This window comes from Rhodococcus sp. NS-SX18 (genome assembly GCF_057367935.1).
Window position 1 is genome coordinate 272,961 of record NZ_CM170633.1, and the last position, 15,925, is coordinate 288,885.

Sequence of the window (15,925 nt, forward strand, 5' to 3'; positions counted from 1 at the left end):
AACCGGAGGAACAATGGATTTCGAATACAGCCCCAAGGTCCGCGAACTGCAGGACCGCCTCACCGGCTTCCTGCAGGAACGCATCCTGCCGGCCGAGCCGATCGCCACGCAGCAACTGGCGAGCAAGCCCGACTACTGGGGTGCCCCGCCGATCATGGCCGACCTCAAGGCTTCCGCCAAGCGGCAGGGGCTGTGGAACCTCTTCCTCCCCGAGGCGGGCGGGGCCGGCCTGACCAATCTCGAATACGCCCCGCTGGCCGAATTGACCGGATGGAGCCCGCATCTCGCCCCGGAGGCGCTCAACTGCGCCGCACCGGACACCGGGAACATGGAGCTGCTCGCCCGCTACGGCACCGACGCTCAGAAGCAGCAGTGGCTCGGCCCCCTGCTGGAAGGTGAGATCCGGTCCTGCTTCTCGATGACCGAACCCGACGTCGCCAGCTCGGACGCGAGCAACGTCCGCCTCGAGATCGCCGACGACGGCGACGAGTGGGTGCTCACCGGCCGCAAATGGTGGTCCACCGCCGCACTGCGGGAGGACTGCCGCGTCGCGATGGTCATGGGCGTCACCGACCCCGACGCCCCCGCCGGCTCGAAGCACTCGATCGTGCTGGTCCCGATGGAGACCCCGGGCCTGGACATCGTCCGTTCCACGACCGTGCTCGGATTCGACGACCGGCACGAGGGCGGGCACGGCGAGATCGTCTTCGACCGGGTGCGGGTGCCCAAGGAGAATCTGCTCGGCCCGCGCGGCCAGGGTTTCGCCGTCGCGCAGGCCCGCCTGGGTCCGGGCCGGATCCACCACTGCATGCGTCTGATCGGCATGGCCGAACGCGCCGTCGCGCTGATGACGGAACGGGCGCGCACCCGCGTCGCATTCGGCAGGCCGCTGGCCGACGAAGGGGTCGTGCAAGCCACCGTCGCCGACGCGCGCATCCGGGTGGATGCGGCTCGGCTGATGGTGCTGCGGGCCGCCTGGCGGATGGACGTCGAGGGCGCCAAGGCCGCCCGGCACGACATCGCCGCCGCCAAGGTGCTGGTGCCGCAGACGGTGAAGGAGATCGTCGACGACGCCGTCCAAATCTTCGGCGGTGCGGGCCTGTCCCAGGACACTCCGCTCGCGATGCTGTACTCGCAGGCACGGTTCCTGCAGATCGCCGACGGCCCCGACCAGGTGCATCGCCGGTCCCTCGCCCGCGCCGAGTTCGCCGCCACCCCGGTGCTGCACGAGGTGCGCGGATAGGACCACCCGGGGGCGCCCAGTCGACAGACCCCCGGAGCAACTCGTGCAGGTGCCTCCGCCGCTCGGATAAACGCGCCCCGTGAGTGCCGCACTCGGCGGCAGTCACGGGGCGCGTGCGGCGCAGTGGGCGGTGAACAGCGCCCCGTGCACGCATGGGCGGTGAACAGCGCCCCGTGCACGTAGGTGCGGTGACCAGCGCCCCGGGCCGGTAGTGCCCGTCAGAGGGATCGCGCGATCACACCCCCATCGCGGCAACGATGCCGGCCGGATCCACCACGCGCACCGGACTGGTGGTGCGCAGCTCGCCGAGCACGCGTCCGGCGATCGCAAGGGGTGCCGAACCGGCCGGGACGCGACCTCGAACCGACGATTCGGCCTGCCGCTCGCAACGAGCGGCAGGCCGAATCATATTCGTAGTCGACAGGATTCGTGGTCCGGTGTCACACCGGAGTGTCGACGAAGCGCTCCTTCAACTTGCGCTTGACGAGCTTGCCGGTCGGTGTGCGGGGCATGTCGTCGCTGAACACGATCCGGCGCGGAAGCTTGTACTTGGCGAGGCGGCCGCGGAGGTGGTCGGCCAGTTCGGCGGCGAGCGTGTCGTCGCCGTCGACGCCGGGAGCGGGCTGGATCACCGCGGTCACGATCTCACCCATCTCGGCATCGGGCACCCCGATCACGCCGGCGTCGAGGACCTTGGGGTGCTCGACGAACGCGTTCTCGATCTCCTGCGGGTAGATGTTGACCCCGCCGGAGATGATCATGAACGAATCGCGGTCGGTGAGGAACAGGTACCCGTCCTCGTCCAGGTAACCGACGTCGCCGGTCGTCGTCCACGCCGGGTGGCGCGGGTGCTGGGCATCGCGGGTCTTCTCCGGCGCGTTGTGGTATTCGAACGGCAGCACGTCGCGTTCGAAGTAGATCGTGCCGATCTGCCCCGCGGGCAGGTCGTCGCCGTTCTCGCCGCAGATGTGGACGATCCCGAGCGCGGCCCGGCCCACCGTTCCGGGCTTACGCAGCCATTCGTCCGTGCCGACCAGGGTGAGGCCGTTGAGTTCGGTGGAGGAGTAGTACTCCGACAGGATCGGACCCCACCACGCGATCATCTGTCGCTTGACCTCGATCGGGCAGGGGGCTGCGGCGTGCACGGCGACCTGCAGGCTGGACACGTCGTAGCGGGAGCGCACGTCCTCGGGGAGTTTGAGCATGCGCACGAACATGGTGGGCACCCACTGGCTGTAGGTGACGCGGTACCGCTCGATGTACTCGAGGGCCTTCTCGGCATCGAAGCGGTCCATCACGACCACCGTGCCGCCGAGGGCCTGCACCGCGGCGCACGTGCGCAGCGGCGCCGCGTGGTACAGCGGTGCGGGGGACAGGTACACAGTCTCCGAATTCACGCCCCACACCGAGGCATTCATTGCGGTCATCGTGTCGCCGGGTTCGTGGACCTGGCGGTCGGGCAGGGCAGGCTTGATGCCTTTGGGGCGGCCCGTGGTGCCCGACGAGTAGAGCATGTCCGTCCCCCGCGGCTGATCCGCAAGTGCCACGTCGGACTCGGCAGCTGCGGCCGCGTCCAGGTCGGCATACCCGGGAAGCGTGCCGCCGAAGCCGAGGCGGTGCTCGGTGTTCGGCAGCAGGGCAGGGAGCTCACCGGCGATCTCCGTGAGCGCGGCGTCCACGATCACGGCCTTCGCGCCGCAGTCGTCGACGATGTACGCGGCCTCGCCGGGGGTGAGATGCCAGTTCACCATCGTGACGTAGAGACCCGACCGCATCGCCGCCCAGTAGATGTCGAACACCCGGGGTGTGTTGGTGGCGAGCACCGCGACATGATCGCCGCGGCACAGTCCCAGTGCGCGGAGGTGGCGGGCGATGCGGATCGAATTGGCTTCGAGTTCGGCGAAGGTGACCGTCCGGCCGGTGTCGGCCATGATCACGGCGGGCTTGTGTGCAGCGGTGTCGAGATAGGCACCGGGATACATGGGTTCTCCAGGGTTCGTTCGGTGGGCGACGAGCTCAGTGGCAACGAGCTCAGGGGCAACGAGCTCAGTGGCAACGAGCTCAGGGGCGCCGACGGGCGAGGGCCACCAGGCAGGCGAGGGCGAGGACCGAGAGCGCCGCGATGAGCAGACCCACGCGCCAGAGGTTGGCGACCTCCCCGTTGATCAGCGCGACCATCGCCATGGGCGCCATGCCACCGAGGATCGCCGCGGCCTGGTATCCCAGAGATGCTCCGGAGTAACGGATCTCCGGCGGAAAGAGCTCGGCGAACAGGGCGGCCTGCGGTCCGGTCTGGAACGACATGACCACGCAGGAGACGATGAGCGCGACGGCCAACGGCAGGATGTCGCCCGACGACGACGCCCCGATGAGCAGCCACATCGGCACGGCCCACAGACCCATGGCGACGATGCCGATGCCGTAGATCAGCTTGCGGCCGTAGCGGTCCGACAGGTAGGCGGTCAGCGGCACCATCGGTACGAGGACGCCCGCGGCGATCAGGATGATCGCCAGCACGTCCGAGCGCGCGATGCCGAGGTTCGTCGTAGCCACCTGCACGGAGCCGGTGATGGTGATGTAGAACATCACGATGCCGACCAGATAGGTGCCGCCCGCCATGAGCACGGTGCCACTGTTGTGCCGGAGGACCTCGAGGACCGGGGAACGTCGCTGGGCCGGCGCGGCCGCGAGCTTGGCCTCGACCTGCTGGAACTCGGGGGTCTCCTCGAGGTAGCGGTGGATGGCGAACGCGACGAAGAGCATGAACAGGCTGATCCAGAACGGCACGCGCCAGCCCCACGACGTGAACGCCTCGGGCGAGACCGCCCACGCCACCGCCAGGAAGACCGCGTTACCCATCACCACGCCGATCGGGATGCCGAGCTGGGCGAAGCTTCCGTAGAAGCCGCGGCGATCGGCCGGAGCGTACTCGGTGGCCAGCAGAACCGCGCCACCCCACTGCGCCCCGACGGCCAGGCCCTGGCAGATGCGCAGCAGGACCAGCATCGCGGGAGCGAGCCAGGTGATCGACGTGTTCGGCACGAAGCCGATCAGGGTGGTCGCGACACCCATGAGCAGGATGGCGGTCACGAGCACCGGCTTGCGCCCGTACTTGTCGCCGAAGTGGCCCGAGACGATCCCGCCGATCGGGCGGGCGACGAAACCGACGGCGACGGTGGCGAACGAATTGAGCGCGGCCACGACCTCGCTGCCGGTGGCGAAGAACGTCTTGTTGAACACGAGCGCCGCAGCGGTGGCATAGATGAAGAAGTCGTACCACTCGAGGGACGTCGACACCGCTGCGGCGAACGCGGCCTTACGGGCCGCCCGCCGCGTGTTCTGCGGGGCGGCGTGCTGTGGAGCGCCGGGCGTCGTCTCCTGCGCCTGTGAAACCGAGGGGGTGGCCATGGCTGCCCTTCCTGCGAACGTATGTAGCCAATCGATCGTTCGGTTAGCAGTCGACAAGTTATGTGACGCGCCGCACAAAGTCAAACTCGTGTCGGGGCGCGGGGACGCACCCGGTGGGAGCTTTCCGGCGAGGGGTTCGCGGGTCCGGCGTCCCCTGGTGTGTGTGGCGTACCGCCTGGAACTGGTCGGATGGCATTGCGAGCTGCCGAAGAGACGGTGACCGGGGCAACTCCCCGTCTTCGTGGGCGCGAACAGTGCGAGGGCGCGTGGATGAGGCCGGATTCTCTACTGAAGCTTACGTGTTCTCAGCCGACCGACTGTTTACTCGGCCTGACTGGGAAGCATGGGCCGGGACGTTGCCGCGAGGTGTCTCGCCGTCGGTGATCATTGGGCGGGCATGTCGCCTCCGGCGGTGCAGCACGGTGCTGCGCTCACGCGTCACGTCGTTGCAGGCCGTGGGTCATGTCGCTGTGGTCAGGTGCAGGACCAGCGGCAGAGTCGCCGTGGAAAGGACTGTCTGCGCTCCGGTGATGGATGCCATCAGTTGCGCGTCGCCACCCATGCGGCCGGCGAGGATGTACGCCGAGGGCGCGGTGGGGACGGCGCAGATGAGCACGACGGCGGTCAGGGCCGCGGCGGTCAAGCCCAGTGCACTTGCGAGGGCCGCGGCAGCCAGCGGAAGGGCGATCAGTTTGATCGTCGACGCGATGGTGATGTCGAGGCCGTCGCGCAGCCGCACCCGAAGAGTGATCGCCGCCCCTGCCACGAGTGTGCCGGTGACGAGTGCGGGTTCTGCCAGCATCTCGACCGGCACCGCGATCGCCGAGGGCAACCCGATTCCGGTGAGGTTGAGCGTCAAGCCCGCGAGGCATCCCAGGATCAAGGGGTTGGTGGCCAGGTGGCGCCACGTACTCGTCGTCGCAGCCTCGTGATCGCGGGCACCGAAGAACGACAGCGCGGTGACCGAGACGACGTTGACCAACGGAACCATCACCGAGGCCGCGAGTGCGAACGCGGCCACCCCGGCGGTGCCTTCGAGCGCCGAGGCGAACACCAGTCCGATGTAGGTGTTGATGCGGATGCTTCCCTGCACCAGCGAGGTGAGCTGCGGCCCCTCGGCCCGAAGCGGTCGACGCAGGGCGACGAGCAGCATCGACACGGCCAGGACCGGGATCGACAGGCTGAGAAGCAACGGAACCGGCGAGACCTCCCGCAGCGAGGTCCGTGCGATCGATTCGACGAACAACGCAGGCGTGAACACGTGGTAGCTCAGCCACTCCATTCCACGCCAGAAGCCGGCGTCGGTGACGACACGGCGACGGAGGACAGCGCCCAGGGCGAGGACGAGAACGACGGGGAGGACGGCGGTGGTGACCAGGTGCACGCGACCACCGTGATGCAATCGGTCAGTGCAGTTCAACCATGACAACATGACCGGCGCGCTGCTGGCCGCGGACCTCGTGAACCTTCAGGCGCGGGGCGTGTGGACCGTCCCGGAGGTCGAGGCGGTGCTTCGCGAGCACGCGATCCGGTGGTCGGATGTCGGCGAAAGCGACTTGCCGGCGCTGCGCCGGTGGTCGACCCGGCTCCGGACGGTGTTCGTGGCACCCGACGAGGAGCAACGCTGCCGATCGATCAACGCCCTGCTGCTCGACGGGGTAGCCAGCGTGTACCTCACCACTCACGACAACCGTCGTCCCCATCTGCATTTCACGCCGGACGAGAACGACGTCGTCGGACGCGTGACGGCGGTCACCGCGGGCGGGCTCGCGATCTTCACCGTCGAGGCCGAGGGGGGACGGCTGGGCGCATGCGCGAACACGGGACGCAGTCTTGTGTTCGTCGATACCAGCCGCAACGGCCGCCGAGCGTACTGCAGTGCCCGTTGCGGAAATGCGGACGCGGTACGCCGCCACCGAGCCAGGAAGTTCCGCTGAACACTCGTGCCGACGGCGCGACTCGTGCGCGGCCACATCGTCACGCAATCGGTCAGTGCGGAACAGGCATTACGCGCCGGTTTTCCGGCCCGGCGGAAACGCCGGACCTCGCCGGCCTGTGGCGGTAAGGCGCGGCGAGGTCCGGCGGCGAACCGGCACCGGTCGCGCCGATCAGTCGGGTCGGTCCGCGAGCTGCTCGGAGAGCTCGAACAGCTCGGGGCAGTGCTTCGGCGCCATCATGTGGTCGAGGAACACGAGCAGGGGAACCGCCAGTGCCCGTACCGTTCTGGTCAACACGGGAATGTCCTTCCGGTGCAGCGGGTTCGGGTCACCGATAGACCAGGCCACCGTCGATCAGCCCGGACTGCCCGGTCATGTAGTCGGAGTCCGGGCCCGCGAGGTAGGAGACGTAGGCCGCGACGTCCTCCGGTGTCTGCGCCCGGCCGAGCGCGATGCCGCCGACGAACTTCTCGAACGTCGCTCCCTTCGGTGCCCCGGTCAATGCCGCGAAGCGTTCGTCGATGGTGACCCACATGTCGGTGCCGACGACGCCGGGGCAGTAGGCATTGACGGTGATCCCGTCGGACGCGTACTCCTTGGCCGCCGCCTGCGTGAGCGCCCGGACGGCGAATTTGGTCGCGGAGTACACCCCGAGCATCGCGAAGCCTTCGTGACCGGCGATCGAGGACGCGTTGACGATCTTTCCGCCGTGCCCACGCTCGCGGAACTTGGCGGCGGCGACCTGGATGCCCCACAGCACACCTTCGACGTTGACCGCCATGATCCGCGACACCTCCTCCGGCGTCACGTCGGCAATCGGGTTGACCTGTGCGATGCCGGCGTTGTTGACGATGATGTCGAACCCGCCGAGTTCGGCCTCCGTCCGGTCGACGGCGGCTCGGATCTGCTCGCGGTCGGTCACGTCCGCGACGACGGAGATCGCCTTCGAGCCGGCCGCCCGCACCTCGCCCTCGACCGCGGCCAGCTTTCCGCCGTCGACATCGAGCAGTGCGACGTCCGCACCGTCGGCCGCCAGGCGCAGCGCGATCGCCCGTCCGATGCCCTGTCCGGCGCCGGTGACCAGCGCGACCTTGCCTTCGATGCCCATGCCGACTCCTGTTCGTAGTGACCTGCGTCACTCGAAGGCAACCAGTGCGGCGCGCGGTGCTCAAGCGTTGCAATGCGCTGCATCGGGGGCGATGCCCGCGCCGGTAGGGTCGGATCCGGACGGACGGACGGAGGAAACCATGAGTACGCTGCAGACGCTCGATCGTGGTCTGCGCGCGCTCGACCTCATCTCCCGGTCACCCGCCGGTATCACGGTCGCGGACCTCGCCAAAGAGCTCGAGATCGCGCGGGCGATCTGCTACCGGATCGTTGCCACGCTCGAATCCCACTCGCTGGTGGTACGGGCCGACGACGGCCGGATCCGGCTCGGCGCCGGTGCCGCCGTCCTTTCGTCGCGGTTCGTGCCGCAGTTCCAGCACGCGGCCGGTTCGGTGCTGCACGACCTGGCCGAGCGCACGCAGGCGACGGCCTTCGTCTCCGCCGCGCAGGGGGACGAGTGCATCGTCATCCTCGTCGCGGAGCCGGAGGGGGCGCTCCTGCACGTGGGCTACCGGGTGGGCAACCGGCACCCGCTCCACCGCGGTGCGGCCGGGATCGCGATCCTCGCGCTGCGGCCCGAGGACGCCCGCGACCCCGACGCGGTGAAGCAGGCCCGGGAGCTCGGCTACAGCGTCACCCGGGGGCAGCTCGAACACGGCGCCGTGGGTGTCGCTGCCGGGGTCCGCGCGCCCCGGGGGGCCGGTCTCGAATGCAGTGTGGGGGTGGTGGCCATCGCCGGTCTCGACGTCGACGCCGCGGCGCTCGCCGTCCAGGACGCGGCCGCGCGGCTGAGCGTTCTGCTCACCGACTGACACTCCCGCCACCGGACACGAGTCCGGGGATCGACGGAACTCCGGTGCGCATCGAATGCGGTGCGGGAGAAAGAACGGCGGGGATGTCTTCGATTCCCTGCCCCTTTCAACGTATATCGCGCACCGGGTCTTGCCGCAAGGCCCCGGTCGTGCTGCAGAATCGCCAGTCGAAGCCGGGACCTGCGGAAAGTGGGGATTCGCAGGTGGGATCGGCCGGCGGACGAGATCCCCGAGGGGAGTCGCGCCGCCGGGTGGGGGTCTGCGGGCGTGGGGCGCCGGTCCGCGTGGAGGGGTGGCCGAAATTCAACCAGTGAACGGGGTTTTCATGATCGATGTGATCGTCGTCGGCGGTGGGCCGACCGGTTTGATGCTGGCCACCGAGTTGCGGCTGCACGGCGTGCGCACGCTCGTGCTGGAGAAGCTGACCGCACCGAGCGGGCAGTCCCGCGGGCAGGGGCTGCACGCGCGCAGCGTCGAGATGATGGATCAGCGCGGCCTGCTGGATCGGTTCCTCGCCGTCAGCGAGAAGTTCCGGTTCGGCGGGCTTTTCGGCGGAATCGTCAAGCCGTGGCCGGATCGGCTGGACACGGCGCACCCGTACGGCCTCGCCACTCCGCAACCGGTCACCGAGCGGTTGCTCGACGAGCGTGCCCTCGAACTCGGTGCCGAGATCCGGCGCGGCTGCGAGGTGGTCGGACTGAGCCAGGACGATCACGGGGTGACGGTCGAAACGGCCGACGGCGCTCGGCTGTGCTCGCGGTATCTCGTCGGTTGCGACGGCGGCCGCAGCACGGTGCGCAAGCTGCTCGGCGTGGGTTTTCCCGGTGAGCCCAGCAGGGTCGAGACGCTGCTGGGGGAGATGCGGATGACCGAGGACCCGGCGACGGTGGCCGCCGTCGTCACGGAAGTCCGCAAGACCCAGCTGCGGTTCGGTGCGGTACCGCTCGGGGACGGGATGTACCGCGTCGTCGTGCCCGCCGACGGGGTGAGCGAGGACCGCGCGGCCGCACCGACCCTCGGGGAGTTCACGCAGCAGCTGCGGGCGATCGCCGGCACCGACTTCGGTGCACACTCGCCGCGCTGGCTCTCCCGCTTCGGTGACGCCACCCGGCAGGCCGAGCGCTACCGGGTCGGGCGGGTGCTGCTGGCCGGCGACGCCGCGCACATCCATCCGCCGACCGGGGGGCAAGGACTCAACCTGGGCATCCAGGATGCGTTCAACCTGGGCTGGAAACTGGCTGCGGCGGTCGACGGCTGGGCGCCGGAGGGGCTGCTGGACAGCTACCACGCCGAGCGCCACCCGGTGGGCGCCCGCGTGCTGGCGAACACCCGCGCGCAGATCGCGCTGATGGGAACCGATCCGGGCGCGACCGCGCTGCGGGAACTGTTCTCCGAGCTGATGGATTTGGATGAGGTGAACCGGTACATCACCGAGATGATCACCGCCGTCGGGGTCCGCTACGACTTCGGCGATGGGCACGAGTTGCTCGGCCGGCGGATGCGGGACGTGGCGCTGAAGCGAGGCCGTCTCTACGAGCTGATGCACGGCGGCCGTGGGCTGCTGCTCGATCGGACCGGCCGGTTGTCGGTGGCGGGCTGGGCGGATCGGGTCGACCACGTCGTCGACGTCAGCGAGGAACTGGACGTGCCCGCGGCGCTGCTGCGGCCGGACGGCCACGTGGCGTGGGTCGGTGACGATCAGCAGGATCTGCTCGGGCGGCTGTCCGAGTGGTTCGGTGCCGCCGCCGGCTGAGGGCGCGATCGTGGCTGTTCCGGCCGAGCGGGTATTTCTCGGGACGTCCGGTTTGCCGGGTTCCGGTGTCGGGCACAGGTTGCCGGGTGCGGGGGAGAGACGTGTTCCCTCGAGCGGGGTCCGCCGGATGTGACCGCCGCTGCGGCTTGACCTCCTCTGTGACGCCCCTTACTCTGCTCCTTGTCCTCATATAGGACGAAACTGTTCGATAAAAGTAACAGTGCAGGTGGAGAGGTTTTCGGTGTCAGTATGAGTGCATCAGTTCCGGCGTCGGCGTCCGCGTGCCCCGTCGATCACACGGCCCTGGCCGGCGGCTGTCCGGTGTCGGCGAACGCCGCGGCGTTCGACCCGTTCGGGCCCGCCTACCAGGCCGATCCGGCCGAATCGCTGCGCTGGTCCCGCGACGAGGAGCCGGTGTTCTACAGCCCCGAACTCGGCTACTGGGTGGTCACCCGCTACGAGGATGTGAAGGCGGTGTTCCGCGACAACCTCGTGTTCTCGCCGGCGATCGCTCTCGAGAAGATCACCCCGGTCTCCGAGGAGGCCACCGCGACCCTCGCCCGCTACGACTACGCCATGGCGCGGACCCTCGTGAACGAGGACGAGCCGGCCCACATGCCGCGCCGCCGCGCGCTCATGGACCCGTTCACCCCGAAGGAACTGGCGCATCACGAGCCGATGGTGCGACGTCTCACGCGCGAATACGTCGACCGCTTCGTCGAATCCGGCAAGGCCGACCTCGTGGACGAGATGCTGTGGGAGGTTCCTCTCACCGTCGCCCTGCACTTCCTCGGCGTGCCGGAGGAGGACATGGCGACGATGCGCAAGTACTCGATCGCCCACACCGTGAACACCTGGGGCCGTCCCGCACCCGAGGAGCAGGTGGCCGTCGCCGAAGCGGTCGGCAGGTTCTGGCAGTACGCGGGCACGGTGCTCGAGAAGTTGCGGCAGGACCCGTCGGGACACGGCTGGATGCCCTTCGGGATCCGCATGCAGCAACAGATGCCGGACGTCGTCACCGACTCCTACCTGCACTCGATGATGATGGCCGGCATCGTCGCCGCCCACGAGACCACGGCCAACGCGTCCGCGAACGCGTTCAAGCTGCTGCTCGAGAACCGCCCGGTGTGGGAGGAGATCTGCGCGGATCCGTCGCTGATCCCCAACGCCGTCGAGGAATGCCTGCGCCACTCGGGATCGGTCGCGGCGTGGCGACGGGTGGCCACCGCCGACACCCGCATCGGCGACGTCGACATCCCCGCCGGTGCAAAGCTCCTCGTGGTCAACTCGTCCGCCAACCACGACGAGCGGCACTTCGATCACCCCGACGAGTTCGACATCCGGCGCCCGAACTCGAGCGACCACCTCACCTTCGGGTACGGCAGCCATCAGTGCATGGGCAAGAACCTCGCCCGCATGGAGATGCAGATCTTCCTCGAGGAACTGACCACGCGGCTTCCCCACATGGAACTCGTGCCCGATCAGGAGTTCACCTACCTGCCGAACACCTCGTTCCGCGGTCCCGATCACGTGTGGGTGCAGTGGGATCCGCAGGCGAATCCCGAGCGCACCGACCCGGCCGTGCTGCAACGGCGCCATCCGGTCACCATCGGCGAGCCCTCGACCCGGTCGGTCTCGCGCACCGTCACCGTCGAGCGCCTGGACCGGATCGCCGACGACGTGCTACGCGTCGTCCTGCGAGACCCCGCCGGAAACGCGTTGCCCGCGTGGACTCCCGGCGCCCACATCGACGTCGACCTCGGTGCGCTGTCGCGGCAGTACTCGCTGTGCGGCGCGTCCGACGCGTCCACCTACGAGATCGCCGTTCTCCTGGACCCCGAGAGTCGCGGCGGCTCGCGCTACGTCCACGAACAGCTCCGGGTGGGGGGCTCGCTCCGGATTCGCGGCCCCCGGAACCACTTCGCGCTCGACCCCGACGCCGAGCACTACGTGTTCGTCGCCGGCGGCATCGGCATCACCCCCGTCCTGGCCATGGCCGACCACGCCCGCGCCCGGGGGTGGAGCTACGAACTGCACTACTGCGGCCGGAACCGTTCCGGCATGGCCTATCTCGAGCGTGTCGCCGGGCACGGGGACCGGGCCACCCTGCACGTCTCGGAGGAAGGCACCCGGGTCGACCTCGCCGTCCTCCTCGCGACGCCGGTGCCCGGCACCCAGATCTACGCGTGCGGGCCCGGACGGCTGCTCGCCGGACTCGAGGACGCGAGCCGGCACTGGCCCGACGGTGCGCTGCACGTCGAGCATTTCACCTCGTCCCTCACGGCACTCGACCCGGACGTCGAGCACGCCTTCGACCTCGAACTGCGCGACTCTGGGCTCACCGTGCGGGTCGAGTCCACCCAGACCGTCCTCGACGCGTTGCGCGCCAACAACATCGACGTACCCAGCGATTGCGAGGAAGGCCTCTGCGGCTCCTGCGAGGTCACCGTCCTCGACGGCGAGGTCGACCACCGCGACACCGTGCTCACCAAGGCCGAGCGGGCAGCGAACCGGCAGATGATGACCTGCTGTTCGCGTGCCTGCGGCGACCGCCTGACCCTCCGACTCTGACTCACCCGATCCGAAAGGGACCCGCCATGGGATCCACGCTCGACCCGATCGCCGTGCGCACCGCGCCGGACGTGCCACGCAGCAGCTTCAAGCGGGTTCTCACCGGCAGTATGGCCGGTGCCGTGCTCGAGTGGTACGACTTCGCGATCTACGGCATCCTCGCCGCCACCGTCCTCGGTCCGCTGTTCTTCCCCGGCTCCGACGGCATCACCAAACTGCTGCTCGCCCTCGCCACTCAGGGACTCGGCTTCATCGCCCGACCGCTCGGCGGCATCGTCTTCGGTCACCTCGGTGACCGGTTCGGCCGCAAACCGATGCTCGTGATCACGTTCGTGATGCTGGGTACGGCCACCGCGTCGATCGGACTGCTGCCGACCTACGAACAGATCGGCATCTGGGCGACGGTTCTGCTCGTCGCGCTGCGCATGATCCAGGGTTTCGCGCTCGGCGGTGAATTCGGTGCGGCGGTGCTGCTGGTGAGCGAGTACGGCGAACCGAAGCGCCGCGGCTTCTGGGCGTCGTGGCCCCAGGCGGGCGCACCGTCGGGGACCGTGCTCGCCGCCGTGGTCGTCTCGACCCTGGTGCTGCTGCTTCCGGCCGACGCGTTCGACGCATGGGGCTGGCGGATCGCATTCCTGTTCGCCGTTCCCCTCCTGGTCATCGGCTTCTGGATCCGGCACGGCGTCGAGGAGTCCCCGGTGTTCCGGGCGGCGCAGTCCGCCGCGGCGGACCGCCCCGAGTCCCGGTCGAGCATCGTCGAAGCGCTGTCCCGTCCCCGCCCGCTGCTGATCGGCATCGGCATGCGGCTCGGCGAGAACATCGCCTTCTACGTGTACACGATCTTCGTCATCGCGTACGCCACCACCTATCACGGCTTCGCCCGCGGGGACGTGATGCTGGCCGTGACCTTCGCGTCGGTGTTCCAGTTCGTCGGCATGATCGGTGGCGGCCGCTGGTCCGACCGGGTCGGCCGCCGCGTCGCGATGCTCGTCCCGGCCGTGGTGCTCGTGGTGTGGGCACCCGTGTTCTTCTGGCTCGTGCAGATGCAGAGCGTGCCGTTGCTGTGGGTGGGGGTCTGCGTCGGTGCCTTCTTCCACGGCGCGCTCGCCGGTCCCGAGGCCGCCTGGATCACCGAGCTGTTCCCGACCCGGTACCGGTATGCCGGATCCTCGCTGGTGTTCCAGGGCTCGTCCATCATCGCCGGTGCGCCCGCGCCGTTCATCGCCGTCTGGCTCGTCGACCGGTTCGGGGTCGGGACCGTCGTCGCGTATCTGGTGGTGACCATGATGATCACCGTCGCCGCGGTGCTGAGCAGCCGCGAGACCAAGGGCGTCGATCTCGACCGCATCGAGTGACCGGTGGCTGTTGCCGGGCGCCCGCCGCCCGGCAACAGCACTCCCGGTTACCCCGTCCGGACCGCCGTCCCGCGGTACGGTCGGACCGGAGGTGATCGACACATGGAAGAGATCGCGAAGATCGTCGGTATTGCTTTCGTCTACATCGTCGTCGCAGAGGTGATCATCGGAACGCTCGCCCTGCTGATCATTTCGACGATCAACCCGCACTTCCTGCAGCGCAAGCCGAAGTACGGCGCGACGGGACCGCGCTACGGAGCCACTAGCCCCACCCCAGCTCGTGCAGACGAGCATCCTCGATTCCGAAGTAGTGAGCGATCTCGTGAATGACCGTCACCGCGACCTCGTGCACCACGTCGTCGTCGGAGTCGCAGATGTCGAGAATCGCGTCGCGGTAGATGGTCACGGTGTCCGGTAGCGCCCCCGCATAGTGGCTGTCGCGCTCGGTGAGCGCGATCCCGTGGTAGAGCCCGAGCAGATCGGGCTCTTCCTCGTTCCTGGGCTCGACCAGCACCACCACGTTGTCGATGGCCCGCGCGAGTTCCGGGGGGATCAGATCCAGGGCCTCTCCGACGAGTTCCTCGAACCGCTCGTCGCCCATCCGTGCCCTCACCTCAGGAGCCCGGCGGGGGGCCCGCGCCCGGCAGCGGAGTCGGCAGCGAGCGGCCCTCGGGCGCGGCGGGCGGCGGCACCGGCGGCTGGCCGTCGATGAGGATGTCGCCCTTGGCCGTGCCGGTGACCGATGCGAATCCGCCGCCCTCGACCTGCTTGCCCACCGAACAGTTGACCTTGCGGCTGCCCGCGAGCCAACTGTCGAAGTCGAGGTTGTCCCAGAACAGCGTGAGCGTCTTGTTGCGCAACGCGTCGGGACTGCCCAGGTAGGCGTTGGCGTTCTCGGTGCACGTCCCTTCGAGGTACCGGTCCTGGTCCTCGACGCCGGGCAGACCGCCGGGGAACTGCCCGGACAGATCCACCACGGAGATCACCTCGAAGGCGTGTGGCTGGGCGCAGTCCACCGGGTCCGCCGGCACGCCGTTGTTGATGCCGATGCACGTGCCCACGTCCCAGACCTTGGACTGGTCCTGGTCGGCCACGCTGCCCTCGATCGGCAGCAGGTTGCCGGTGGTCGAGGAGAACTGCAGGCCGCAGCGCAACGTCCGCTCGCCGGCCGCCCAGCCCGCCTCCCCGGGGTTGATCAGGCCCACGCTGAACTTGCCGTGCGGGTCGAACCGGCCGTCGAGATAGTCCATCGCGGCCGGTGCGCACAGTTCGTCGCGCAGCTCGGTGAAACGCAGCACCGACGGGAAACGCGACCCGGGACCCCACTCGGCGCCCGGGTACACGCTCAGATCGATGTCCTTCACCACCTCGAACAGGTGCGACTCGGCGCAGTCCACCTTCGCGAGGTCGCTCGCATCGAGCTCGGTCCAGTTCAGGCAGTCCCCGGCGACCGCAGTGCCGAAGGCCTCGCCGGCCACCGCGCCGGTGGTCACGACGGCACCGGTCGAATCGCCGGGTTCGTCGTCGGACCCGCCGAATCCCGCTACCACCGCCGTGCCGACGGCCGCGAGCACCGCGCCCGCGGCAACCAGCATCAGGGCGCGACGGGTCAGCTTCGCGGACGGGGCACGCCGGACCCGCGACCCGGACGGTGCCGTCCGGTCGGACTGCTGCTCACTCTCCTCGGCCATCACCGTCCATCATGCCTGTGCACGGAGCCCCGGGTAACTTCAGTGCCC

General features: G+C 69.0%; 14 protein-coding genes. 6 read left to right on the forward strand and 8 right to left on the reverse strand.

Annotated elements, in window-relative coordinates:
• The first annotated feature begins 13 nt into the window (after positions 1-13).
• Entirely contained in the window at positions 14-1,243 is a 1,230-nt protein-coding gene (locus tag AC2IPW_RS01235; protein ID WP_416062443.1) for an acyl-CoA dehydrogenase family protein, read from the forward strand.
• A gap of 235 nt (positions 1,244-1,478) precedes the next feature.
• On the opposite strand, the gene AC2IPW_RS01240 is transcribed toward AC2IPW_RS01235, so the two are convergent.
• The 4 genes from AC2IPW_RS01240 to AC2IPW_RS01255 form a co-directional block, all read right to left on the reverse strand.
• Positions 1,479-1,652, reverse strand: coding sequence for a hypothetical protein (locus AC2IPW_RS01240; RefSeq protein WP_161628485.1), 174 nt, complete (start codon positions 1,650-1,652; stop codon positions 1,479-1,481).
• 31 nt (positions 1,653-1,683) lie between these two features.
• Positions 1,684-3,225, reverse strand: coding sequence for an acyl-CoA synthetase (locus tag AC2IPW_RS01245; protein WP_486376095.1), 1,542 nt, complete (start codon positions 3,223-3,225; stop codon positions 1,684-1,686).
• Positions 3,226-3,304: 79 nt separating this feature from the next.
• Positions 3,305-4,651 carry an MFS transporter gene (locus tag AC2IPW_RS01250; protein WP_486376096.1) on the reverse strand — a complete coding sequence of 449 codons (1,347 nt, stop codon included), beginning with the start codon at positions 4,649-4,651 and terminating at the stop codon, positions 3,305-3,307.
• Positions 4,652-5,111: 460 nt separating this feature from the next.
• The gene (locus AC2IPW_RS01255; protein ID WP_003937190.1) at positions 5,112-6,035 is read right to left on the reverse strand and encodes an AEC family transporter; all 924 of its coding nucleotides are present in this window, start codon (positions 6,033-6,035) and stop codon (positions 5,112-5,114) included.
• 46 nt (positions 6,036-6,081) lie between these two features.
• On the opposite strand from AC2IPW_RS01255, the gene AC2IPW_RS01260 reads away from it, so the two are divergent.
• The gene (locus AC2IPW_RS01260; protein WP_486376097.1) at positions 6,082-6,588 is read left to right on the forward strand and encodes a CGNR zinc finger domain-containing protein; all 507 of its coding nucleotides are present in this window, start codon (positions 6,082-6,084) and stop codon (positions 6,586-6,588) included.
• A 171-nt stretch (positions 6,589-6,759) separates the two neighbouring features.
• Here the strand turns inward: AC2IPW_RS01260 and AC2IPW_RS01265 are convergent, their stop codons facing one another.
• Together AC2IPW_RS01265 and AC2IPW_RS01270 are read right to left on the reverse strand one after the other, a co-directional pair.
• Complete coding sequence (locus AC2IPW_RS01265; protein ID WP_268744397.1) at positions 6,760-6,885, reverse strand: hypothetical protein; 126 nt, start codon at positions 6,883-6,885, stop codon at positions 6,760-6,762.
• A 31-nt stretch (positions 6,886-6,916) separates the two neighbouring features.
• On the reverse strand, positions 6,917-7,696 hold the full coding sequence (locus AC2IPW_RS01270) for an acetoin reductase (RefSeq protein ID WP_010596221.1): 780 nt from the start codon (positions 7,694-7,696) through the stop codon (positions 6,917-6,919).
• A gap of 139 nt (positions 7,697-7,835) precedes the next feature.
• Here AC2IPW_RS01270 and AC2IPW_RS01275 point away from each other — a divergent pair, with 139 nt between their 5' ends.
• The 4 genes from AC2IPW_RS01275 (at position 7,836) to AC2IPW_RS01290 (ending at position 14,186) form a co-directional block, all read left to right on the forward strand.
• Positions 7,836-8,507, forward strand: a complete 672-nt coding sequence (locus AC2IPW_RS01275; RefSeq protein ID WP_486376098.1) for an IclR family transcriptional regulator — start codon at positions 7,836-7,838, stop codon at positions 8,505-8,507.
• Positions 8,508-8,832: 325 nt separating this feature from the next.
• Positions 8,833-10,260 (forward strand): rifampin monooxygenase, encoded by a 1,428-nt coding sequence (rox, locus tag AC2IPW_RS01280; RefSeq protein ID WP_486376099.1) that lies wholly within the window; start codon positions 8,833-8,835, stop codon positions 10,258-10,260.
• Positions 10,261-10,509: 249 nt separating this feature from the next.
• Positions 10,510-12,831: a cytochrome P450 gene (locus AC2IPW_RS01285; protein WP_486376100.1), complete on the forward strand. Its 2,322-nt coding sequence runs from the start codon at positions 10,510-10,512 to the stop codon at positions 12,829-12,831.
• A gap of 26 nt (positions 12,832-12,857) precedes the next feature.
• Positions 12,858-14,186: an MFS transporter gene (locus AC2IPW_RS01290; protein ID WP_450120014.1), complete on the forward strand. Its 1,329-nt coding sequence runs from the start codon at positions 12,858-12,860 to the stop codon at positions 14,184-14,186.
• Between the two features lie 262 nt (positions 14,187-14,448).
• Here AC2IPW_RS01290 and AC2IPW_RS01295 read toward each other — a convergent pair whose 3' ends face one another.
• Both AC2IPW_RS01295 and AC2IPW_RS01300 read right to left on the reverse strand, forming a co-directional pair.
• Complete coding sequence (locus AC2IPW_RS01295) at positions 14,449-14,787, reverse strand: metallopeptidase family protein (RefSeq protein ID WP_017681155.1); 339 nt, start codon at positions 14,785-14,787, stop codon at positions 14,449-14,451.
• 13 nt (positions 14,788-14,800) lie between these two features.
• A complete protein-coding gene (locus AC2IPW_RS01300; RefSeq protein WP_486376101.1) occupies positions 14,801-15,877 on the reverse strand; it encodes a septum formation family protein in 1,077 nt (358 codons plus the stop codon).
• Positions 15,878-15,925: the final 48 nt, after the last annotated feature.

Bases quoted from the DNA above. Each gene is read 5' to 3' on its own strand.
- AC2IPW_RS01285 (WP_486376100.1), top strand. From the start codon at position 10,510: ATGAGTGCATCAGTTCCGGCGTCGGCGTCCGCGTGCCCCGTCGATCAC.
- AC2IPW_RS01245 (WP_486376095.1), bottom strand. From the start codon at position 3,225: ATGTATCCCGGTGCCTATCTCGACACCGCTGCACACAAGCCCGCCGTG.
- AC2IPW_RS01240 (WP_161628485.1), bottom strand. From the start codon at position 1,652: ATGATTCGGCCTGCCGCTCGTTGCGAGCGGCAGGCCGAATCGTCGGTT.
- AC2IPW_RS01300 (WP_486376101.1), bottom strand. From the start codon at position 15,877: ATGGCCGAGGAGAGTGAGCAGCAGTCCGACCGGACGGCACCGTCCGGG.
- AC2IPW_RS01290 (WP_450120014.1), top strand. From the start codon at position 12,858: ATGGGATCCACGCTCGACCCGATCGCCGTGCGCACCGCGCCGGACGTG.
- AC2IPW_RS01270 (WP_010596221.1), bottom strand. From the start codon at position 7,696: ATGGGCATCGAAGGCAAGGTCGCGCTGGTCACCGGCGCCGGACAGGGC.
- AC2IPW_RS01275 (WP_486376098.1), top strand. From the start codon at position 7,836: ATGAGTACGCTGCAGACGCTCGATCGTGGTCTGCGCGCGCTCGACCTC.
- AC2IPW_RS01295 (WP_017681155.1), bottom strand. From the start codon at position 14,787: ATGGGCGACGAGCGGTTCGAGGAACTCGTCGGAGAGGCCCTGGATCTG.
- AC2IPW_RS01235 (WP_416062443.1), top strand. From the start codon at position 14: ATGGATTTCGAATACAGCCCCAAGGTCCGCGAACTGCAGGACCGCCTC.
- AC2IPW_RS01250 (WP_486376096.1), bottom strand. From the start codon at position 4,651: ATGGCCACCCCCTCGGTTTCACAGGCGCAGGAGACGACGCCCGGCGCT.
- AC2IPW_RS01260 (WP_486376097.1), top strand. From the start codon at position 6,082: ATGACCGGCGCGCTGCTGGCCGCGGACCTCGTGAACCTTCAGGCGCGG.
- rox (WP_486376099.1), top strand. From the start codon at position 8,833: ATGATCGATGTGATCGTCGTCGGCGGTGGGCCGACCGGTTTGATGCTG.